This window comes from Arthrobacter sp. BG3, assembly GCF_056680185.1.
Genome location: NZ_CM155270.1, coordinates 4,372,946 through 4,393,346, shown reverse-complemented (window position 1 = coordinate 4,393,346; position 20,401 = coordinate 4,372,946). Strand labels below are relative to the sequence as shown.

At 63.5% G+C, this 20,401-nt stretch carries 19 protein-coding genes; 10 read left to right on the top strand and 9 right to left on the bottom strand.

The annotated features are described in order from the left end of the window. The first annotated feature begins 354 nt into the window (after positions 1-354). From AC1MFL_RS19855 to AC1MFL_RS19840, 4 genes are all read left to right on the top strand, one after another. Entirely contained in the window at positions 355-1,491 is a 1,137-nt protein-coding gene (locus tag AC1MFL_RS19855) for a DUF998 domain-containing protein (RefSeq protein ID WP_479812261.1), read from the top strand. A gap of 23 nt (positions 1,492-1,514) precedes the next feature. After that, complete coding sequence (locus AC1MFL_RS19850; protein ID WP_479812259.1) at positions 1,515-3,236, top strand: SulP family inorganic anion transporter; 1,722 nt, start codon at positions 1,515-1,517, stop codon at positions 3,234-3,236. Positions 3,237-3,339: 103 nt separating this feature from the next. Beyond that, complete coding sequence (locus tag AC1MFL_RS19845; RefSeq protein WP_479812257.1) at positions 3,340-4,935, top strand: MFS transporter; 1,596 nt, start codon at positions 3,340-3,342, stop codon at positions 4,933-4,935. 200 nt (positions 4,936-5,135) lie between these two features. Next, complete coding sequence (locus tag AC1MFL_RS19840) at positions 5,136-5,522, top strand: SHOCT domain-containing protein (RefSeq protein ID WP_479812255.1); 387 nt, start codon at positions 5,136-5,138, stop codon at positions 5,520-5,522. Between the two features lie 136 nt (positions 5,523-5,658). On the opposite strand, the gene AC1MFL_RS19835 is transcribed toward AC1MFL_RS19840, so the two are convergent. From AC1MFL_RS19835 to AC1MFL_RS19815, 5 genes are all read right to left on the bottom strand, one after another. After that, on the bottom strand, positions 5,659-6,324 hold the full coding sequence (locus AC1MFL_RS19835) for a GAP family protein (protein ID WP_479812253.1): 666 nt from the start codon (positions 6,322-6,324) through the stop codon (positions 5,659-5,661). A gap of 39 nt (positions 6,325-6,363) precedes the next feature. After that, entirely contained in the window at positions 6,364-7,518 is a 1,155-nt protein-coding gene (locus AC1MFL_RS19830; protein ID WP_479812251.1) for an AI-2E family transporter, read from the bottom strand. Between the two features lie 51 nt (positions 7,519-7,569). Then, complete coding sequence (locus AC1MFL_RS19825; protein ID WP_479812249.1) at positions 7,570-9,453, bottom strand: glycoside hydrolase family 15 protein; 1,884 nt, start codon at positions 9,451-9,453, stop codon at positions 7,570-7,572. Between the two features lie 93 nt (positions 9,454-9,546). Next, on the bottom strand, positions 9,547-9,933 hold the full coding sequence (locus AC1MFL_RS19820; RefSeq protein ID WP_479812247.1) for an SHOCT domain-containing protein: 387 nt from the start codon (positions 9,931-9,933) through the stop codon (positions 9,547-9,549). Between the two features lie 84 nt (positions 9,934-10,017). Then, complete coding sequence (locus AC1MFL_RS19815; RefSeq protein ID WP_479812245.1) at positions 10,018-10,227, bottom strand: hypothetical protein; 210 nt, start codon at positions 10,225-10,227, stop codon at positions 10,018-10,020. A 34-nt stretch (positions 10,228-10,261) separates the two neighbouring features. Here AC1MFL_RS19815 and AC1MFL_RS19810 point away from each other — a divergent pair, with 34 nt between their 5' ends. The 4 genes from AC1MFL_RS19810 (at position 10,262) to AC1MFL_RS19795 (ending at position 13,708) form a co-directional block, all read left to right on the top strand. Then, on the top strand, positions 10,262-10,648 hold the full coding sequence (locus AC1MFL_RS19810; RefSeq protein ID WP_479812243.1) for a hypothetical protein: 387 nt from the start codon (positions 10,262-10,264) through the stop codon (positions 10,646-10,648). Positions 10,649-10,870: 222 nt separating this feature from the next. Next, positions 10,871-12,271, top strand: coding sequence for a DUF2252 domain-containing protein (locus tag AC1MFL_RS19805; RefSeq protein WP_479812241.1), 1,401 nt, complete (start codon positions 10,871-10,873; stop codon positions 12,269-12,271). A 120-nt stretch (positions 12,272-12,391) separates the two neighbouring features. After that, positions 12,392-12,769 carry a PLDc N-terminal domain-containing protein gene (locus AC1MFL_RS19800; protein WP_479812239.1) on the top strand — a complete coding sequence of 126 codons (378 nt, stop codon included), beginning with the start codon at positions 12,392-12,394 and terminating at the stop codon, positions 12,767-12,769. Positions 12,770-12,877: 108 nt separating this feature from the next. Next, positions 12,878-13,708, top strand: coding sequence for a class II glutamine amidotransferase (locus AC1MFL_RS19795; protein WP_479812237.1), 831 nt, complete (start codon positions 12,878-12,880; stop codon positions 13,706-13,708). Between the two features lie 114 nt (positions 13,709-13,822). On the opposite strand, the gene AC1MFL_RS19790 is transcribed toward AC1MFL_RS19795, so the two are convergent. From AC1MFL_RS19790 to AC1MFL_RS19775, 4 genes are all read right to left on the bottom strand, one after another. Continuing rightward, positions 13,823-15,241 (bottom strand): hypothetical protein, encoded by a 1,419-nt coding sequence (locus tag AC1MFL_RS19790; protein WP_479812235.1) that lies wholly within the window; start codon positions 15,239-15,241, stop codon positions 13,823-13,825. 178 nt (positions 15,242-15,419) lie between these two features. Next, positions 15,420-15,728 carry an SHOCT domain-containing protein gene (locus tag AC1MFL_RS19785; RefSeq protein ID WP_479812233.1) on the bottom strand — a complete coding sequence of 103 codons (309 nt, stop codon included), beginning with the start codon at positions 15,726-15,728 and terminating at the stop codon, positions 15,420-15,422. Positions 15,729-15,757: 29 nt separating this feature from the next. Beyond that, positions 15,758-16,186: a DUF6325 family protein gene (locus AC1MFL_RS19780; RefSeq protein WP_479812231.1), complete on the bottom strand. Its 429-nt coding sequence runs from the start codon at positions 16,184-16,186 to the stop codon at positions 15,758-15,760. Positions 16,187-16,540: 354 nt separating this feature from the next. Continuing rightward, positions 16,541-17,101: a potassium channel family protein gene (locus AC1MFL_RS19775; protein ID WP_479812229.1), complete on the bottom strand. Its 561-nt coding sequence runs from the start codon at positions 17,099-17,101 to the stop codon at positions 16,541-16,543. 260 nt (positions 17,102-17,361) lie between these two features. On the opposite strand from AC1MFL_RS19775, the gene AC1MFL_RS19770 reads away from it, so the two are divergent. Next, the gene (locus AC1MFL_RS19770; RefSeq protein ID WP_479812227.1) at positions 17,362-19,899 is read left to right on the top strand and encodes a winged helix-turn-helix domain-containing protein; all 2,538 of its coding nucleotides are present in this window, start codon (positions 17,362-17,364) and stop codon (positions 19,897-19,899) included. Between the two features lie 102 nt (positions 19,900-20,001). Then, positions 20,002-20,388 carry an SHOCT domain-containing protein gene (locus AC1MFL_RS19765; RefSeq protein ID WP_479812225.1) on the top strand — a complete coding sequence of 129 codons (387 nt, stop codon included), beginning with the start codon at positions 20,002-20,004 and terminating at the stop codon, positions 20,386-20,388. Positions 20,389-20,401: the final 13 nt, after the last annotated feature.

Here is a 20,401-nt window from a genome sequence, read left to right as displayed (position 1 = left end):
GACGGCTGGGGGGAGAGAACCCCGGTCTCAGAGGGCTCTCAAGCGTCGCCGGCCCCGTCCCGCGCCGGACCACAGTTCCGGCAAGCAACACGCAGCCCTGCGGCGTCCCGTAGGGGCGCCGCTTCTAGTACTATTCAACACCCTGCGTGCCGGAACGGCGAGGGATGTCCGGCGTCCAACGAGGCGCCTTGTGGTCGAGTTTCATCCCTTCCGGGTGACGGCACCAGTCCGAGGCAGTCGTAGCGTTGGGGTACCAGGAAAGGGCCAAGCCCCGCCACACTTTTCCCAGCAGGACGAACTGTCGGCGTCGGCAGCCCTCCATGACTCTTAGGCCCCAGGCGAGGCGAGTGGACGATGTCAGCCCAGAACAAACACGCTGCGGTCACCTCCGAATCCCGGGCGCTCGTCATCGGCAGCGGAGGATTCCTCATCCTTGGTGTCCTGGCACTCCTGCTCGTGGGGCGCCAGCCGGTTTCACTGTCCGGACGCGGTTCGGTAGGCGACATCGCCGCGCTCGGGACGGCGGTTGTGGGTGCGGGAGCCGTGGTGACCGGCTGCCTGCAGCGCAGGGGCCCTGAATCTCCGCTAGCCTCCGGGGGCGGTCGAACCCGCGATGCCATCGACATGGCCGCCCTCGCCCTGGCGCACGCCTGCATTTTCCTGCTTGGCTGGCTGGCACTGTTTTCGCTCTTCCAGCAGGCCTTTGTCGGCGCAGTCCTGTACCCGCTGGCAGCGGCGATCATCGTCGCGGTCACAGGAGCCATCAGTGCCTACATCGCGTACCTCTCGGCAATCACCATGAACGCCTACCGCCTCGCCGCGCTCCTCGCCGTCTTCCTCGTCACGGGAGTACTGACGAGCATGCTGACGGCAGAGAACCCTCAGTGGTGGCAGGAAAACCTCAGTGCCCTCGGCATGAGCTCCGATGTTTCCGGGGTGGCGTTCAACCTTACGTTGATCATCGCCGGCGTCGTGGTCACAACCCTGGCCGGGTACTCCACCAGGACGCTTGAATTGACGGCAAGGACCGCGTTATCGCGCCGTCGGGTGCGAGAGCTCGAAGTCGGTCTCATCCTGATCGGGCTTCTCCTCGCCGGAGTGGGACTGTTTCCCGTTGATGAGCAATTCTGGCTCCACACCGCGGCAGCGTCGGGCATGGTGGTGGTATTCGGGACCCTCATTGTCCGCATGCGCACGCTGGTTCCCTCGATCCCGGCAACATTCAGCATGCTGGGGCTGGTGTTCCTAGCGGTCATCGCCTTCGCCGTCGTGATGTATTTTCCGGTCGGCTACTACAACCTCACCGCGGTTGAACTCATCTCCGCGTCGCTCGTTTTCGCCTGGCTGATCGTCCTGATCCGCAACCTCGCCGCGGTCGAGGCCGACCAGCCGGACGCGAACCAGTCGACGCGCCCGCCGTTCCGTTGGACGGGCGCCGGCGGCCACACCGCAGCACCCGGACCGGACAGGACCGCCACGGAGCTCCGATAGGGAATCGACGAGTAGGACGAGGCATGAAGAAATTGTGGCGGGGCCGCCCGACCGGGGTGCCCATTGCCGGGCAGCTCCGCTCCTACGACCGCGCCTGGCTGCGCGGCGATCTGATCGCAGGCGTGACCGTCGCGGCCCTGATCGTTCCGAAGAACCTGGGGTATGCCGGTATCGCGGGAGTCCCGCTGCAGAACGGCCTGTACGCGGCGGCGGCCGGGGCGCTCGTGTATGGGGTCTTCGGCTCTTGCCGGCAGATCTCGACGGGCCCCAGCTCCGGCCTGGCGGCGGTGGCCGCGAGCGCGGTGCTTGCGGCCGGCATCACCAGCGAGCAGGACGTCGCATCCTTCGTTGCGGGGATCACTCTCGCCTCAGGCATCCTGTTCCTGCTCCTTGCGGTCCTGAAGATGGGGTGGATTGCGCAGTTCCTCTCCCGGGCCGTCGTCACCGGCTTCCTCTTCGGCGCGGCGATCGATGTCGTGATTGGCGAACTACCGAAGCTCACCGGCACGGAGGTCAGCGGCTCCAACCCGATCCAGGAACTGCGATCGTGGCTGGGGACCTGGGGCGAGGCGCAGCAGGCTACCGTGATCGTGGGGGTTGTCTCGCTGGCCGTCGTCTTCGGACTGAAGGCGATTGCACCCAGAATCCCGGGTGCCCTGGTCCTCGTGGTGGGTGGACTGCTGGCGACGGCGGTGTTCGATCTCGGGGCCAAGGGAGTGGCCCTGGTGGGAGACGTGCCCAGCGGGTTGCCGTCAGCGCAAATCCCGGACGGCCAGCTGATGTGGGACCACGCGGGAACTGTCGCCGTCGCGGCGGTGGCGCTGGTCCTCATCGGTTTTTCCCAGACAGCGGGGGACGCACGTGCGTTCGCTGCGAAGCACCGCTACCAGATTGACATCAACCAGGAGTCCATTGCGCAGTCGTTCGCCAACATGGCCGCGGGAATCTTCAAGGGGATGCCCGTCTCGACGAGCCTGTCAGCGAGCTCCCTGAACGACCACTCCGGGGCAAAGACCGGCCTGGCCTCCCTCACCTCAGGCGTCACCGTTCTGCTCACGCTGCTCTTCCTGGCGCCGCTTTTCTCGATCCTGCCCAAGCCGGTGCTTGCGGCGCTGATCATCGAAGCCGTGGTGATGGGCATGATGAACGTGCCTGAGATGCGGCGGCTGGCCCGGGTGCAAAAGTTTGATTTCTGGATCGCCGTCGCGGCCATTGCCGGCACGCTCGTCTTCGGTGTGCTGGCGGGCGTTATTATCGGGATCGGGCTCTCGCTGATTTGGCTTGTCGGCGTGGCCACCCATCCCGAGATGCCGTCCCTGGGACGTGAACGCGGTACGCAGGTTTTCCGCGAGGCCGATGAGCACCCCGGTGACGAGGTGATTCCGGGCATCGCGGTCATCCGGTTCGACGGAGGCCTCTTCTTCGCCACCGCCGACGCACTGGAGGATCGCCTGCGTGAGACCATCCACTCCACCCCGGGCCTCACAGGCATTGTTCTCGACTGCGGGGGGATCAATTTCGTGGACTCCCAAGGCGCAGCCAAATTGGCAGACGTCGTGGACCTCGCCCGCGAGTCGGACGTCACCCTGCGTCTCGCCCGGCTCAAGCCGGCGGTCCGGGCCGTCCTCGCAAGGGGCGGCGTGATCGAGCGCATCGGCGAGAACAGGATCCACGGTAACGTCTTCCGCGCGGTGGAGGCGGAACAGGCTGCGGTGCAGACGGAGCGCGGCGATAAGGAACGTTAACAACGTGACTCCAAGCTCACCCGCCGGGAATGATTTGCCCACCGGGCCCCCTGGCTAGCGTTGGGGGAGCAGCACATCCGACAAGTCGGGGAGACGACCGCAGATGACCTCGCCAGACGCCGGCAACACCCAGGCCGAGCCGTTCAACGGCAGACTCGCGCTGCTGCTCGCCATGGCGATGTTCGTGCTTGTCGTGGACACGTCCATCATGAACGTTTCGATCTCGGCCGTGGTCAAGGACATCAACTCCACCGTCAGCGGCCTCCAGTCAGCGATAGCGCTAGAAGCGCTGGTGTCCGCCGCTTTCATCCTGATCGGCGGAAAAATCGGCGATCTGATCGGCCGCAAGCGCGCCTATGTGATCGGTCTGGTCTGTTATGCCGTTGGCGCGGTGGCGATGACGCTGGCTCAGAGCCTGCTCCCGATCATCATCTTCTGGGCCGTGGTCGGCGGGCTGGGTGCCTCGCTGCTGCTACCCGCCATGCAGTCCCTTATCCATGGAAACTTCGAGGGCGCGGCACAGAAAAGGGTCTATGCCCTCGTCGGTGCCTCGGCAGCGATCGCCGCGGCGGTTGGGCCTTTGCTCGGGGGGTTCATCACCACCTTCCTGTCCTGGCGCGTTGCCTTCATGCTGGAGACCGTCATCATCGCGGTTGTTCTGTCCGGCATTAAGCTCGTCCATGACGTGCCCTTTGAGGGATCCCGCTCGTTGGACTTGGTCGGATCATTGCTGTCGATCGTGGGGATGGGCGGAATCGTGCTCGGCATCCTGGTCTGGCAGGAGGGCGGCGAATCTGTGGCGGCGCTCCTGGCCGTGGGGGCGGTCGGCCTCGGCGGCCTGGTCTACTGGCTGGTGCGGCGCAAACGCCATCACAAGGCCGCACTGCTGGACCCCGACCTGTTCCAATCGAAAGCCTTCCGCTTTGGCGCCACCGGACAAATGCTTCAGCAGGTGGCTCTCGGCGGCACCATGATCGTGTTGCCCATCTACCTTCAGATGGTGCTCGGCTACAACGCCATGCAGGCAGGGCTCTCGATCGCGCCGCTCTCGCTGACCATGTTCGCGGTGGCCATGCTCGCCGGGAAAAGGGCTGGGGCGCGCCGCCCGGCCAGCCTCATCCGGTGGGGCTTTCTGCTCCTGATCGCGGGCCTGGTGGTGCTGATACCGATCGTTCCGCGTGCGGACTCCGGCTGGTGGCTCCTTCTCCCGCTGGTCATCGCCGGATGTGGTCTGGGTCTGTTGGTGTCGCAGCTCAACAACTACACGCTGTCCCCGATCTCGGACGAGCGGGTCAGTGAGGCCGCCAGCGTCAATTCGGCGTCAGGGTCATTCGGTCTATCACTTGGCCTCGCGTTTGCAGGCGGCATCATGCTGGCATCGCTCTCGTCCATCTTCATTGGCATGGCGACGTCGAGTCCGGTCCTGGCGCCCGACCAGCAGCAGCAGGTGTCGCGGAGCCTGGAACAGGATGCGCAGGTCATGAGCGATGCGCAGCTCGAGGAACTCCTCGCCGGCCAGACGGAGGAAGTCCGCAACGAGATTATCCACATCAACACGGATGCGCGGCCCCTGGCGCTTCAGATCGCGCTGGTGGTTCCGATACTGGCCGGCCTCGCGGGGCTCATCACGTCCTTCCGCATGATGAGACTTCCGGATCCCAAGCCCTCCGGTGCCGGGGAAAGTACGGTCCTGGGTTGAGCTGTGGCAGACGGCGGATTCCATCCGGAGTTCACCCGCAGCGGATGAGGAACTCATCAGGATTCCGGGCAGAGAATCTTTATACCGGGCCAGTGTTCTGGCCGGCAGGCGGGTGAGCCTGCCACGCGGTGACCTCCACTCCGACACCCATTGGCTGGGCAGCCGTCCGAAACCGCCTCAACTGAAAGTAGGAAAGCTAAATGAGTTTCTGGGAGAACTTTTGGAATATATTCTGGTGGTTCCTTTGTGTCTACGCATTCATCGCTTTCCTATACGCGCTATTCGTCGTGATTGGTGACATATTTCGTGACCAGGAGCTGAATGGCTGGTTAAAAGCCGTCTGGCTCGTGCTCCTGGCCTTCGTACCCTTCTTGAGTGTGCTGGTGTACTTGATTGCGCGCGGCAAGGGCATGACCGAACGGACCATGGAACGGGCCCGCCGGGACCAGGAGGCCTCCGAGGCGTACATCCGCCAGGTCGCCTCTGTGAACCCCACCGAGGAGATTTCGAAAGCCAAGGCTCTTCTGGACGCTGGAACGATCAGCCCGGACGAGTTCGAAAAGATCAAAAGCAGCGTAATGGTCTAACAGGAGCCACCCAGCAGGAACGTCCCGGCGACCGGATCCGCGGGTACGTTCCCTGCGGCGGCCCGGTGGCGGAACCGCCGACGGCACCTGCCGGGCAACGCCGGGCATCCCCCTGAACGCACCAGCCCATCCCCGATCAGAGCTGGGCAAGGACGTAGACGATGATGAACACGCCGACCATCAGGGATGCGACCGCGGCCAGCCTGCGACCATTGCTCTGCATCCACTTGTAGAGGGTGGTCAGCGGACCTTGGGCACGCTCCGGGGAGTGCAGCCATACGGCGATCGGCACGACAACTGCTGATTGGGCAACGACGGCGAAGGCGAGGACCAACAAGGTTCCTTGGAGCGCCGTCGGTTCCCGGACGCTGATCAGTGCACCGGCGGTTACTGCGAGCAGGATGGCTTTGGGGCGCAGATTCAGGCCGAGACCCAGGACTACGAACTCCCAGGCGCGTGCGGACTGAAACCTCGTTTTGAGTTTGCCAACAACAGCGCTGTCAGCCTGGGTTTTGTGCGCGAAAAGGTAAATGGCATAGCCGATAAGCAGGGCACCAATCAACAGGCCGAGCCAGGCCAGGGCGTCGTCCTGGCCCAGTTTCGGCCTACGCGGCAGGAACTGCAGCCCGACAGCTGACAAACCGACAACCACGATCGAACCGGCAACGCTGCCAATCAGGAAGGGCAGGGCTCCGCGGCGGGGAGCGGGGGAGAGCAGGATCATGATGGTGATGCTCACGGGCACGGTGCTGATCGCTCCCGCGAGGGCGAACAGCACCAGACTCACGAAGAGGCTCAGCACGCGGAAATCACCTGGCCCGGGGCATGGTGCGACGGCATGTCATGCCGCCGGTGAGCTGTCTGGGCCGCGACTGTCCGGTCCCCGCTTGGTCCGGCGGGCGCGGATGGCGTCGTCTTCTTGCTTGAGGAGGGCCTCAAGGTCCTTCGTGTCTCCGGTCAAAGGCCGCCACCACGAAATGGACGGGTCTGAGTCGAGGAGGATCGTGCGGAAAAGGAGTGTCAGCGGCACGGCAAGGATGGCGCCCACGGGACCCAGGATGACGGCCCACAACAGCACGGACACGAAGGTTAACGTCTCGCTGAGGGCCACCGCGTTGCCCACGTATTTCGGCTGGATGATGGACTGGACGACGCCGTTGATCCCGCCGTAGATGACGAAGACAGCGAAGAGTGTCGGCCATCCGCCGCTGAGGAATCCAAAAAACAGCGGCGGCACGATCGCGATGAAATAGCCGATGTTAGGGATATAGCTGCAAATAAATGAGAGCAAACCCCAGAGGAGTGCGCCCGGAACCTGCAGGATGACCAAAACAAGCCAGTTGAGGAGACCCTGGGCCACGCCAAGGACGGTGGTGGCAATCATGTACCGCCGGACGCCGGACCCAAAGCCCGTAAATGCGGCGACCACGGCCGGCCGGTGTAACTGCAAATGGGTCAGCAGGGCAGGGACGCGCGATCCGTCGACCGCCATGAGGATGAGCATCGTCAGAATGACGACGAGGCCGCCCACCAGGCTCGTGATACTGCCCAGGAGGCCTCCGAGGAACCCGATTATGGCGCCGGGCGTAAACGCCTCCAGAGCTGCTTGTGCCTGCTCGGTGCCGAATCCCACAGACTCCAGCAGCCGGGAGATGGACGCTCCCAATTCGGCCATTTGGGGGGCGTACTGCGGCAGCAATGCGGAGAACTGGGCCAGCGAGGCTACGAACACCGCACCGAAGCCCGCCAGGAGGGCGAAGACTGCAGCGATAGTGGAGCCTGTGGCGATTCCCCGTGGAACGCCACGCCCTTGCAACCAGTGCCGCAGGGGATGCACGCAGAGTGTGAGCACGAAAGCGAAGAACACGGGGGCGACAATTCCCCGCATCGCGGCAAGCCCGAAAGCGACAACAGTCGCGCAGGCCAGAGTGAGAAGGACGATGGCGGTACGGGGGAGTCCAGGACGAGGAGCAGCTTCCGATGGTTCCGGCCCCATTGAGCCCTCCTTCGTTCGCCTGGGGAAACAACCTGGGTCGCGGCAGCCACTTCAGCGGGGACCGCGGGACATCCTCCGCGCCCGGCCGGCGCGGCTGCCTTTGCCCGCCGGGGAGTCCAGACAATCGTTCAACGTGATGGCTGCATCGATGAGCGCGAGGTGCGTGAATGCCTGCGGAAAATTGCCGATCTGCTCGCCCGTGACCGCGATTTCCTCGGAGTACAGGCCGAGGTGGTTCGCATAGGTCAGCATCTTCTCGAAGGTGAGCCGGGCTTCATCCACCCGCCCCGCCCGCGCCAGGGCATCCACGTAGAGGAACGTGCACAGTGAGAACGTGCCTTCTGAGCCCCGGAGCCCATCGGGGGATGCGCTCGGGTCATAGCGGTAAACCAGGCTGTCAGACACCAGCTCCGTATCCATCGCGCGGAGGGTCGACTGCCACATGGGATCACTGGGTGCCACGAAGCCGACCTGCGGCATCTTCAACAGTGCGGCGTCGAGGACCGTGTCGCCATATTGCTGCACGAATGCCTCGCGTTCGGCGCTCCAGCCCTTGGCCATGATTTGGTTGTAGATAGCGTCACGCTCGGCAATCCACCGGGCGAGGGGCGCAGGACGGCCGTGAGCAGACGCGAGTCGGATGGCCCGGTCGAACGCGACCCAGCACATCAACCGCCCGTAAGTGAAATCCTTCCGCCCGCCCCGGGTCTCCCAGATTCCTTCTTCCGGCTGGTCCCAATTGTCGGCGAGCCACTCAAGCAGTTCGCAGACGGCAAGCCATCCGGGCTGCCCGATGCCGTCCCCGATCCGGTCGAGGGAGTACACGGCGTCCAGCGCTTCGCCGTAGATGTCCAGCTGAAGTTGCCCGGCGGCGCCATTGCCGATCCGCACCGGGTGGGAGCCCCGATAACCTTCCCAACCGGACAGGACTTCCTCATGAAGTTCGGGGTTGCCGTCGACGCGGTACATGATGTTCAGCGGGCCGGTGTCGCTCTCCAGGTGCTCAATAATGCGCTCGCGCAGCCACCGGCTGAAGGCGGCAGCCTCGTCAGCGAAACCCATCCGGATCAGCGTGTGCACCGAGAAGGACGCATCGCGGATCCAGGTGTACCGGTAGTCCCAGTTGCGTTCCCCGCCGACCTGTTCCGGCAGGCCGGCGGTGGGCGCTGCCACCAGGGCGCCGGTTGGCGCGTAGGTTAGGAGCTTCAGGGTAATGGCCGACCGTTCCAGTTCCTCGCGCCAGCGCCCGGCATAGGTTGATTGGCTGACCCAGTCGTGCCAGAAGTGCACCGTGTCATCGACGAGTTGCTGGACCTCCGGAGGGCGCATGACGCGAGGCACAACCTCCGGACCCGTCTCCAGGACGACGCCGCGCATCTGGCCCTGCTCAAGGCTCAGGGAGACGTGCAGGTCACCGCCCGCTGTGGCTTCATATCGGCCGGGCCGGTCGTCCCCCTCTTCGCGGATGAGGCTGAGGGCCAGCCGGGTCTGGTCGGTATCGAAGATCGCGCCGTCGCCGCTGAGACTCAGGCGGTGCGGCTGCCGGCCATAGTCGAATCGGGGCGCCACCTCGACGTCGAACGAGATCTGCCCCCGCACGCACCGCAGCATTCGAACCAGACGATGCTGTTCGCTGGCTGTTTCGCCGGTGGTTGGCATGAAGTCGATCAGTTCGCCGACCCCGCCCTCCGTCAAAAACCGAGTAACGAGAATAGCCGTGTCGGGTAAATAGAGTTGCTTCGTGGCGAAGGCCTTGTCGAGAGGCCGGGTACTGAAGTGGCCGCCTCGGGTACGGTCCAGCAGAGCCGCGAAAATGCTGGGAGAGTCGAAACGCGGACTGCAGAACCAGTCGAGCGTTCCGTCCGTGGCTACCAGCGCCGCCGTTTGCAGGTCACCGATAAGACCATGATCGGCGATCAGTGGGTATTCATTCATCTGGACAGCCTCCTGGACGTGCTTTACGTGGCAACCGAATCGAGGATGGTGTTCGCGAGTAGACGCCGCTGGCTGTGAGATCGACCGGACGGATCAGGCTGTCACCCTGGTCTTGATCCTTTGGAACTCATCAGGGCTGATGGTTCCGGCGTCCAACAGAGCCTTGGCCTTGGAAATCTCCTCGGTCGGGCTCGCTGCGGCGATGCTGCGGATATAGGAGTCTGCTTCCTCCTGGTCCCGACGGGCCCGTTCCCTGGACCGCTCGGCCATGCCCTTGCCGCGGGCAACCATGTACACCAGCAGCGTCAAAAACGGCAGGAATGCCAGAAAGACGATCCAGACGGCCTTCCACCAGCCGTTGAGCTGATGGTCACGAAAAACGTCAGCAATAACGAGCCACAGGGCGTACAGAAATGCGAAGAACGCATAGACGACGAAGAACCACCAGAAAATGTCCCAGAAGTTTTCCCAGAAACTCATTTGGATTCCTACTTTCATTTGATGTGGCATTGCGCGGACGCAGCATTGGCCGGGCGAACGGCAGATCCTCGAAGAAATCCGGCCCTAGCACTTGACTTCAGCAGCAAGGTCGCTCAGCGCGCCCTGGACGTTTGCTGCTTCGTCCCGCAGGGAATCAACGGCTTCGGCGAGGGTTGCGTCGTTGGGAACGTCGGCGACGGCGGCAGCGAACTTGTCCTCGGCCGCTGTCACTGCGTCCACACGTTCTTTGGCCGCGCTCCCCACGTCCTTGATTAGGGCGTTGTACGTGGTCACGACCTGGTCCCGTGCCGCATGGACCTGCTCCAACGTGGAACTTGGCTTCTTTAGCGTGTCCTTGAAGCTTGTGAGTGCGGCCGCAAAGGCGTCGGCGGAAGCGCAGGCCGGCGAAACGGTCGGCTGCGGGCTGGAAGTGCTCGCCGGCGGGCTGGACGAACTTGCCTGTGGGCTGGAAGTTCCTGCCGGCGGGCTGGACGAACTTGCCTGTGGGCTGGAAGTTCCTGCCGGCGGGCTGGCAGGGCTGCACCCGGCGAGAAACGCGAACGTTACACCGATGGCCAGCAATCGTGCGAGGACTGGTTGTGGTCTCGACATGGGAAACCCCTCTCAGATGGGCATTCGCCTGGCAGCCCGATCACTGGCAGGTAGAACCATCGTTAGCCCGGAGCCGGGCGTGCGTATCACCCCCGGGGGGTGATATCGGACGGCGCGGCAGCCAGGGAATGGCGCCACGAAACATGCCCAACTCATCCGTACCGCTCCGGGCAGGAGACGGGCAGGATTGAGGCCGGAGGGCCGTTCCGGACCAGCGTTGATTGTGCAATGATGCGGACATGCGAGCCATAGAACTGATCAAATCCCTGGCCTTGTGTAAGCCTCGAGCGGGTAGATTCGCGCACCCTTACATCACGGGCCGGCCGTGAAAACCGAACCGGGCCCGGCGCACAAGGAATCGATCGCCCGCGCCCAGGCAGCAGGGCGGGAGGCACGGAACTTGCTGCCTCGCCGTGACTTCGCGACCCTCACGTTGCCGGAGCGGGACCCCGTGGGAATCCTCGAAGGGCAACATGCCACCCGCCTTCCGGAACTCATTCCGGTGCGTGTGGGGAGGATGCTGGAAACCCCGTTTTCCTTCTACCGCGGGGCCGCCGCTGTTATGGCTCATGATTTGGCCGGCTCTCCGGTGACCGGCCACACCCTGATTGCCAGCGGCGACGCGCACCTGGCCAATTTCGGGCTCTTCGCCAGTCCGGAACGACGGCTGATCTTCGACCTCAACGACTTTGATGAAGCCTACCCGGCGCCCTGGGAATGGGACGTCAAACGCCTCGCCGCGAGCATCTGGTTGAACGGGCGCAATAGTTCCCACACGGAGGAACAATGCCGCACGGCAGTGAAGTCCTGTGTTCGCAACTATCGGCAGGCGCTCAAAACGCTGTACAGCCATACGGCGACTGAACGCTACTACTTCCAGGTGGACGCGGAATTTCTTGCGGCGCGCCAGTCGGCGGCGCGCAAACGAATCAAGACCGAGGAGAAAAAGGCCCGCCAGCGTACGTCTGAACAGGTGCTCACCAAGCTGACAGCCACCACGGAATCAGGTGAACCCCGAATCGTCGACCAACCGCCGATAGTTCGTCATCCTGAGGTTATGGATTACGAGGCGATGGAGAGCCTCGTCGAAATGTACCGGAGCACCCTGCGGCCGGACACCTCCCTGTTGCTGAGCCAGTACCGCCTGGTGGACTTCGCGCGGCGGATCGTGGGGGTCGGTAGCGTGGGGACGCGCAGTTGGGTGCTCTTGTTTGAAGGTCCTGCCGGCGAGCCGCTGTTTCTGCAGGCCAAAGAAGCCGGAAAGTCGGTCCTGGAGACCCACGGTGGCATTCTCCACGCGCCCGAACCGGTGGAGAAGAACCTGGTTACACGCGGGCAGGGATTCCGGGTGGTCGGTGCACAACGAATCCTGCAGGCGCAGTCCGACCCGTTCCTGGGCTGGATAAAGGACGTGACGGGGGACGACGGGCGGCAACGGGACTTCTACATTCGCCAATTCCGTGACATGAAGGGTTCCTTCACGCTGGCGGAAATGAACGCCCAGGAGACTGAGGACTACGGCAGGCTGTGCGGAGGGCTCCTCGCGCGGGCCCACTCCCAAAGCGCCGGCAGCGCCTTTATCCTCGGGTATCTGGGCGGCGGCGAGGTATTTGATGATGCGCTGGCGGACTGGGCCAGGAGTTATGCGGACCAAACAGAAGCCGATCATGCGGCGCTGGGGCAGGCGGTCAAGTCAGGGCGGTTGCCTGCGGAGCGGGGCGTGTGATCCCGGCTGGCGTCGGGACTCCCGGAACCGGCGTGCCGAAAGGCACGGGCTGCCTTCAATATTTGGCGGCATAAACGGATGGGGATGAACCGTCCAGCAAGTTGGCTGAAAGGGAATTAAATGACTTTCTGGGATTTCTTTTGGCTCATGATTTCTTTTGTCCTTTACGTTTCGTACCTGGTGGTGCTATTTCTGATCGTCAAAGACATTTTCGCTGATTCGACCCGCACGGGGTGGAGCAAGGCCGTCTGGGTGCTCTTTCTGATCTTCCTGCCCGTGATCGGGGGTCTGGCGTATCTGATAGCCCACGGCCAGTCCATGTCCCTGCGGCAGGCTGCCCGGAGCGACGTGGCCAGGGAGGATTATGAGGAATATATCCGCCGCGCGGCCGGAATCAACCGGGCCGAACAAATCGCCCAAGCCAAGACCTTAATGGACGACGGCGCACTGACGGCCGAAGAATTCGCCGCCTTCAAACAGCAGGTGCTCAGCCACTAATCGGAAAGGGTTCTGGCCGCGGGCGGTTCACCCGAGGAAGATGATGCGCAGGCGCCGTGGCACTGATGGAATCGGGGGGAATTCCGGACTGAGTGGAAGGAGAATGACATGTGCCGCTGGCTCGCGTATTCGGGGTCTCCCGTGCGACTGGATGAGCTCCTTTACAAACCCGCCAACTCGCTCGTCATGCAGAGCAAGCACGCACGCCTGGGCGTTGAGACTACTAACGGGGACGGCTTCGGCGTCGGGTGGTACGGAACTGCGCCATTTCCGGGAGTGTTCCACAGCACTGAGCCGGCCTGGCACGACCGAAACCTGCGCGAGCTCGCATCGCAGGCATCAGCCGGCCGGGTGTTCGCGCACATCCGGGCCACTACCGGGTCCGCGGTCCAACAGACGAACTGCCACCCGTTCCGGCACGGCCGATGGCTGTGGATGCACAATGGACTCATCACGGACTTTCCGACAGTGAAGCGTGAATTGGCCATGGCAGTGGATCCCGCGCTCTATCCCGACATCGAGGGATCAACGGACTCGGAAATGTTCTTCTTCCTCGCACTCACCTTCGGTCTGGAACGGGACCCCCGCGAAGGCGTCTCCGCAGCGGTTGGATTCATCGAGGACGCCGGAAGGCGCCACGGAATCGAGTTCCCGATTCAGATGACCGTGGCAACTACCGACGGCGACACCACGTGGGCATTCCGGTACTCCAGCGAAGGGCGGTCCCGGTCACTGTTCCACAACACTGATGTCTCCACGCTTCGCGCCCAGTATCCGGACAACCCGGTACTCCAGGAGCTCTCGGACAATACCCGCATAGTCCTCTCCGAGCCACTGGGTGATCTCCGGGGTGCCTGGCGGGAGGTACCGGATGCCACCTGTGTCGTCGTGCACGGCGGTGGAGAAGACGTGTTCACGTTTTCGCCCTCAGCTGCCTAGCGCCGGCACCGCGCCAAGCCTTCGGTGAACCTCGGGAGCCCCGCGAACGCCCAGCACGTGCGCGGCTTCCGTGCAAGCGTGGAAGCCCCGCAAAGTGCGAGGACTGAAATGCGTTCAGAGGATGGGGGGCGTTGGCTGGGAATCCTCCGGCGGCCCCCCCGTCACGGGTTCGGCGGCGGCCGCAGCGCCGGTCGTGTGCGCAGCGACGACGGCAGGCCGGCATAGGAGTTCGATGAGGAGAATTGCCAGCCCGGCAAGGGCTGCCGTCCAGATGGCCACGGCCGCCGTGGGGTACTGCCAAAGGATGAGCACCAGCACGGCGACGCCGAGGACTGCGGCTTCCAGGATCCGCCGGAACCGGGCCAGCCAGTGCTGCCAGGGCTTGGCCTGGCCTCCGCCGACCTTTCCAGTGAGGTAATCTCCTGTCCGGGCGAGGCCTTGACGGACGTACTCGGCCGGGCGCGAATGACCGGTGAGGAAAGCGCCCAGGGCAATGAGCAAAGCCACGACAAAAACAAACCGCACGGCGGTCCGCAGCGGCGTGAGCAGGGCATCAACGAGGCTTTGAGCTGCCGCGGGGGAGACTGTGGCCGATGGGATCGTTCCGAGGAAAATATCCAACCCGATAGTAAGTCCGAGGGCCAGCACTGCCATGGCCACTGCTATCCCCAACCCGACGCGGCTGGTGGTGCGCCGTCTCCAGCCCCGTGGCGCCACCGCAATGGCGCCAATGGCGCTCAGTCCGGTCAGCCATGCCAGTATCGGGGCGGTCCGGTCCAGTGTCCGGATGGCGTCTGTCGCCCTGACCAGTTCCGGCGACTGCAGCAGGGCAATTTGCGTGTCAACTTCCGGAATCCTGGCCGCTATTTCCACCCCTTGCTCGATGAGGAGAGCCTTGACCCGGGCAATAATCTCTTTGGTCGAGATCGAAACAGTGCCGCTCTGGTCGATGCTGACGGTGCCCTCGGTGTTTCCGGTGGCAAGGCTGACGATTCCCTGGTGCGCCACCCGGTTGATCTGGGTCCATAGATCCTGGAACTGCGGGCTGGCGACGAATTTGGACACAGCCGAATGGATTAGGGACTTTGTCTGCTCAGCAATTGCCGGCGCCAGCCCGGTGATCACTGCGGCCACACGCGGTGCGACTTTGCCAAGTTCCGCCATCGCATCACGGGTTATGCCTTCAACGTCAACTGCCGTGGTGATTTGGTTGGTGACCTTGTCGGTGATCTCTGCCTGAATGGCAGGATCCGAGGCCAAAGGCGCAACGGTGGCCACGTAGCGGTCCGTATCGAGTACTTCACTGCGCAGATAGAGGGCAGGAACTGTGGCGCAAGCCAGGACGGCAGTCAGAACCACGAGCACAATGGCGACAATCCGGCGCGCCAAAACTGCTCCCCGCCCTGGAGGTCTCAGGCTGGTCGTTCTGGCGTCGTCGCGTTCGAGCTGAAGCCGGGCAACTTCGGCGCGTAACCGGAGTATTTCTTCCTGCTCCGGGCTGCCGGGGACCTTGGTGTCATCATGGAGTGACATGAGGGCGCTCCGCCTGGGCTGCGTTTCGTCGCGCGGACTCGAATTTCGAGCCCGACTGGACCGGATGGATCGGCACGGCCTTCAGCACGGGGACTGGAACGGGAATCGTTGATCGCAACACGGGAGCCACCTCCAACGTCTGTTTTCGGGTAAGGATGCCTGGCTTCCCAGGCTGATGTCACATCAGGAGTCGGGCCTTCGCCCTTGCGAATTCTTTATCCGTGAGGAGGCCGGAGCTGCGCAGATCGGCGAGCCGCGAGAGCTGGTCAGCAAGTTCCTTTCCGCCAACTGGCGGGGCCGGGGCGGGCGGGGTTCGGGCGTGCGTGGCCGCGTCCACAGGCGCATCATCCCAAAGCCCTGATTTTTGTTCCCGCCGCGCTGCGGGGGGATTGACAGCGTTGGCCTTCGCCTGGGCAGTCCCCGAAATGGAGGCCGTTCGAGCAACGGTCCCGAGCAGCCCGGGGCGGCCGCTTCTGGCAAATGGCATGAGAGGTTCCTTCTGTCGATGTAGCCCGTTCAGCTGGTGGTGACGCCATCTGCTTCGATGGCCACGACTGCATCTTCCTGCGGGATTCTCGCCTGCAGTGCTGTCACACCTCCTGAGCGCCGTACCTCCTCCGAAAGTCGCTGCGCCCAGCGGTGTTCGACGACGGCGACCAGCGCTATCTCGTTGTTTCCGATTGTTTCCGCCGCTAACTCAAGGTCGGCGTCGTTAAGCAGGGCCAGGGGCCGGGAATCGAGGATCATGCCGGACCATGGCGCAGGCAGATCATCGTGCAAGTCCCGGACGTGCACCGCGCCCTGGCCGTCCCGGCTCACCAAGGCCAAATCTGCCAGGGCCACGGCACCAGACTTGACAGTCTCGCTGAGTGCTTTGATGACGGTTGCGTCGATTACCGGTTTCGGAAAGGCACAAATAATCACTTCCAATGGGCCAATCTTCATGAGAAGCTCCTGTTCCCCTGTAGGGCAGTCGGGACAATCCTCATTGTCCCGGGTGGAGGGTCCGCCCAACCCCACCCACCCGGGGTGATCTGTCGTTTCGGCACAGGAAATCCGCACTGCGACCGGACGGGGCCCCGGTCAGTTCACCCGCTCGAGGATCATGTCCGGACGGCCGCAGCGGGTGTCTGCGGGGACATCGCCGGGGCGGCCTGACCCCGGCGGAGGAACAGGCTGGGCGTTGGGGGCCGTGCTCATCCGTTCGGGGTGAGCCCCAGTTTCACTCCGGCGCAGAAAGGGGCCCGGAATGCGATGGCCGGTCCGGTGCGGGGTGTGGCACTTTGCAAGAACAGGGAATTAGCCGCGAAGACGTCGACCCGCCGCGAAGAAGGCGACCTTGGCAACCATCACCAGTGCGCCAAGGCCGGCGATCATCTGAACCGTCACAATTGCCCGCGCGAGCTGGCTCACCGGCGTAATGTCGCCGAAGCCCACCGTGGCGAACGTGACAGTGGTGAAGTAAAGGGCATCCATTTTGGTCAGCGGCTCAGTGAATGCCGACGGGTCTGTCGTCGACATCGACGCGTAGAGCAAGGCGAAGAGACACAGAAACATCAGAACGGACTCGACGACTGCTTCAGCCGCACGGATTTGGGGCACTTCAGCCTCGATGATCATGCGCAACTGAAGTGCCAAAGCGATCAGGAAGAAAACCAGGATACCCCCAAGCCGTAGCCATGCGGCGGACGGGTTGTTCTCATTGAACCCGCCTACTGGAAAAGCAAAGTAGAAAAAGAGGACTATTGCCACGAAGGCAGCCAGCCGCAGGACGGCGACGACAACAACGTGGCGTCTGGCCGCCTTATCGAGTTCACGGACAAAAACCGGATCCTTCCGGCTCCCCTGCTTAGCGGCCATGACTGATGGTACTCCCGCGCAGATATAGCGCGCAGATATAAATAGACCGCATGCGCCGGCATCCCTGCCCTGGCCCGAATTGTGGGCCCGGGGACTGGCCCACAAGGACCTTATGCCCCTGTCGGACTAAGTTGCGGGCTCCTACCATGAAACACGTGGGAGAGACTCGAATGTCCGCATTTGTGCCTGGTCCGCAGTCCAAGACCCGGCCGCCTCTGCGCGGTCTTGGAGCCTTGGAACGCCCGAGGCTGGGCGACGCTTTGACCGCGGCCGTCGACGCTCACCGCCTGACCGTGATCACAGCTCCTGCCGGCTACGGCAAGTCCACGTTTTTGGGCGACTGGGCCCGCAACACCGACTTGCCGTGCGGGTGGTTGTCGCTCGACCGATTCGATGCCCAGCCAGCAAGGCTATTCCACGGGGTGGTCGGGGCTATCCAGAGTGCCGCCTGCCAGCTTCCGTTGCCCGGCAACAGTGCGCTGCTGGCACTGGAACAGGGCCTGGCCGACGACTGCGCTGTGTCCTATGACTTCCTGCTCGGAGCCCTTGAACAGCTCACGGAACCGATTGCGCTGGTCATCGACGACTTCCACCTGGCCGGGCCGGAGCTGGCCGGCGGGATCGTGGGAGTGCTCGCCGCCTCAGCGCCGCCGACCCTACGGGTGATCCTCTCCGGGCGTGGCCATCCGCCCATTCAGTTGGAAAGGCACCGGTTTGGGGATGGACTCGGGGAGCTCTGTGCCGCTGAACTCGCCTTCACACAGGATGAAGTCGCCCAGGTTGCCTATTCGCTGGGTCAGGACGCATCCTTCGACGCCGGGCCCCTCTGGGAGTTGACAGACGGATGGCCGGTCGCCGTTCACGCGAGCCTTACCGCACTGGCGCAGGCCCGTAACGTGCCGGGCAGGATCACGCACACCCCGCCCGAGAACCTGCCTCTTTCCAATTACATCGCGGAGGAAGTGCTGGAGCAGCTGGACCCGCCACTGGCGGATTTTGTGCTGCAGGCCACGACGTGCGAATGGATGAGCCGCCGGCTCGCCGTCGAGCTTTACGGCCAGCCCGAGGGCGGCCTGTTGCTGGAGACCTGCCTCCGCAACGGTCTATTCATTGAGGAGCACGAATATTGCGGCGGTGAATCCATGTACCGGTGGCACTCACTGTTCGCCGCGCAATGCCGCCGGATTCTCGAGCGGCGGGACCCGCTTCTCGCCGAGCGGCTCCACCGCGTCGCGGCACGGTACTACCAGGACACCGACGTTTGCGAGGGGGTGAATCAAGCGCTGCAGGGGCATGCGCCCCGGCAGGCTGTCACGTCAATCGGGAGGCACTGGCTTGAGTTCCTGCTGCGCAATGGGTCCACTGCCCTCGAGCAATTGTGTCTCGACCTACCGGCACCGTGGAGCGAGGACTCCGAGGTGCTGATGGTCAGATCCGTCTGCCGGGCGCTTGACGGAGACAATGACGCGGCCTCGGAACTCAGTGAACGTGCGTTGGCGCGCACCTCGGAACTGGATTCTGTGCGGCGGGGAATGCTTGACAGCTGCCGAAGCCTCCTAGAGCCGTTGCCTGTGGCCAGCCGGCTGGATCCGCGCCCCCCGGCCGACGACGGCGGGCCACTTCCCGACTTCCCCTCGGAAGGCCATCCCGCCACCTACTCGACAGCTCTGTTCCTGCTTGCCCAGGCGGAATTCCGGCTGCACCGCAATACGTATCAGGCCACAGTGTTGCTCGAATCAGCAGTGGCCGACCGAAGCGACAAGCATTTGGAGGAGGCGGAAATATTCGCCAAGGCGGAACTGGCCCTGGCATATGCCGTGGCCGGAGATCTCGAGACTGCTGACGAACTGGCGACGCAGGCGTTGGAGTGGGCAGATGAGCTGGACAGGAGTTCGCAGGACAGGATGGCTGCCGCATGGCTGGCCCGCGGAATTGCATGCTACTGGCGCGACGAGCTTAAGGGCGCGCGGGCCCATCTTGCCAAGGCCCTGCGTCTAGGGAACAAGTTGTCGACGCTTGGTGCGGTGTCTGTCGTTTACCGGGTCCTGGTTGATTGCGCCACCGGCGACGAATCGCATCTTGCCAACTCCAGCGCCGTCCTGGATGCCTTCCACGATCGGGGGCTTTACGGTGTGTCGTGGAACGCCTTCCACACCATCGCGAGGGCAAAGATCGCCGAAGCCAGGGGCGACATGGACGGTGCGTTGGCGATCGTCCGGCCGTTGGGTTCCGGGGGAAATGCGCCACTGGTGGACACCCTGCTCGCAGAACTCCTGCGTCGCGGGGGCGAGGCCGGCGCAGCCCAGCGCTGCGCCAGGGACCTGACATTTCAACAGCGCAACCGCTACCTCGACACGAGTATCTGCCTGACAGAGGCGCTCCTGGCCCACGGGGACAGGGATGAGGCCACGACACACGAGCGGATAGAACATGCAGTCCATCGGGCCGAGCCTCAGTCCATCCTGCGCCCCTTTGCCGAGAGGACGAGCGAACTCGCGGAATTGCTGATCCGGCACGCGGTATGGGGCACCACCCATGAGTCGTTCATCGCGGCCCGGATGGCACGCCACGCGCAAGTTCAACCCCACCTCCGGACAAGGTCGTACTGGACCCTCACGGACCGCGAACGTGAGGTCCTGGCCTACATGCGTTCAGTGATGACCGCGGCTGAGATTGCTGAGGCGCTGTTCATTTCGGTGAACACGGTCAAGACGCACGAACGGTCCATCTACCGAAAACTGGGTGCGGCGGGGCGTCGCGACGCGCTCAAGACTGCGGCCGAGCGCGGCATTGTCTGAGCTCTACGGTCCCGGTTGCCTGTTCGGAATTCACCCGCCGCGGATGATGGCCATCCCCGGAGTGGCGCGGACAATTGCATTACTTGAAAGCAGGGAAGACAAATGAGTTTCTGGGAGAACTTTTGGGATATCTTCTGGTGGTTCTTCACCGCGACTGTCTTCTTCGCCTACCTTTTTGGCGTATTCGCGATCATTGGTGATCTCTTCCGCGATCACGGGCTGAATGGCTGGTGGAAAGCGGTCTGGATCTTCTTCCTTTGCTTCCTGCCTTTGGTGTCTCTGCTGGTGTACCTGGCCGCCCGGGGCGACGGCATGGCCGAGCGCTCGGTGGAACACAGCCGACGGAACCGGGAAGATGCCGATTCCTATATCCGCAAGGGCGCGACAGCGAGTCCTGCCGATGAGATTTCCAAAGCGAAGGCTCTCCTGGACGCCGGAACCATCAGCCCTGATGAGTTTGCGAGGATAAAGAGCAGGCTGCTGGTTTGAACTCGGTTCTGGT

Bases quoted from the DNA above. Each gene is read 5' to 3' on its own strand.
- AC1MFL_RS19855 (WP_479812261.1), top strand. From the start codon at position 355: ATGTCAGCCCAGAACAAACACGCTGCGGTCACCTCCGAATCCCGGGCG.
- AC1MFL_RS19850 (WP_479812259.1), top strand. From the start codon at position 1,515: ATGAAGAAATTGTGGCGGGGCCGCCCGACCGGGGTGCCCATTGCCGGG.
- AC1MFL_RS19845 (WP_479812257.1), top strand. From the start codon at position 3,340: ATGACCTCGCCAGACGCCGGCAACACCCAGGCCGAGCCGTTCAACGGC.
- AC1MFL_RS19840 (WP_479812255.1), top strand. From the start codon at position 5,136: ATGAGTTTCTGGGAGAACTTTTGGAATATATTCTGGTGGTTCCTTTGT.
- AC1MFL_RS19830 (WP_479812251.1), bottom strand. From the start codon at position 7,518: ATGGGGCCGGAACCATCGGAAGCTGCTCCTCGTCCTGGACTCCCCCGT.
- AC1MFL_RS19825 (WP_479812249.1), bottom strand. From the start codon at position 9,453: ATGAATGAATACCCACTGATCGCCGATCATGGTCTTATCGGTGACCTG.
- AC1MFL_RS19820 (WP_479812247.1), bottom strand. From the start codon at position 9,933: ATGAGTTTCTGGGAAAACTTCTGGGACATTTTCTGGTGGTTCTTCGTC.
- AC1MFL_RS19800 (WP_479812239.1), top strand. From the start codon at position 12,392: ATGACTTTCTGGGATTTCTTTTGGCTCATGATTTCTTTTGTCCTTTAC.
- AC1MFL_RS19795 (WP_479812237.1), top strand. From the start codon at position 12,878: ATGTGCCGCTGGCTCGCGTATTCGGGGTCTCCCGTGCGACTGGATGAG.
- AC1MFL_RS19790 (WP_479812235.1), bottom strand. From the start codon at position 15,241: ATGTCACTCCATGATGACACCAAGGTCCCCGGCAGCCCGGAGCAGGAA.
- AC1MFL_RS19785 (WP_479812233.1), bottom strand. From the start codon at position 15,728: ATGCCATTTGCCAGAAGCGGCCGCCCCGGGCTGCTCGGGACCGTTGCT.
- AC1MFL_RS19780 (WP_479812231.1), bottom strand. From the start codon at position 16,186: ATGAAGATTGGCCCATTGGAAGTGATTATTTGTGCCTTTCCGAAACCG.
- AC1MFL_RS19775 (WP_479812229.1), bottom strand. From the start codon at position 17,101: ATGGCCGCTAAGCAGGGGAGCCGGAAGGATCCGGTTTTTGTCCGTGAA.
- AC1MFL_RS19765 (WP_479812225.1), top strand. From the start codon at position 20,002: ATGAGTTTCTGGGAGAACTTTTGGGATATCTTCTGGTGGTTCTTCACC.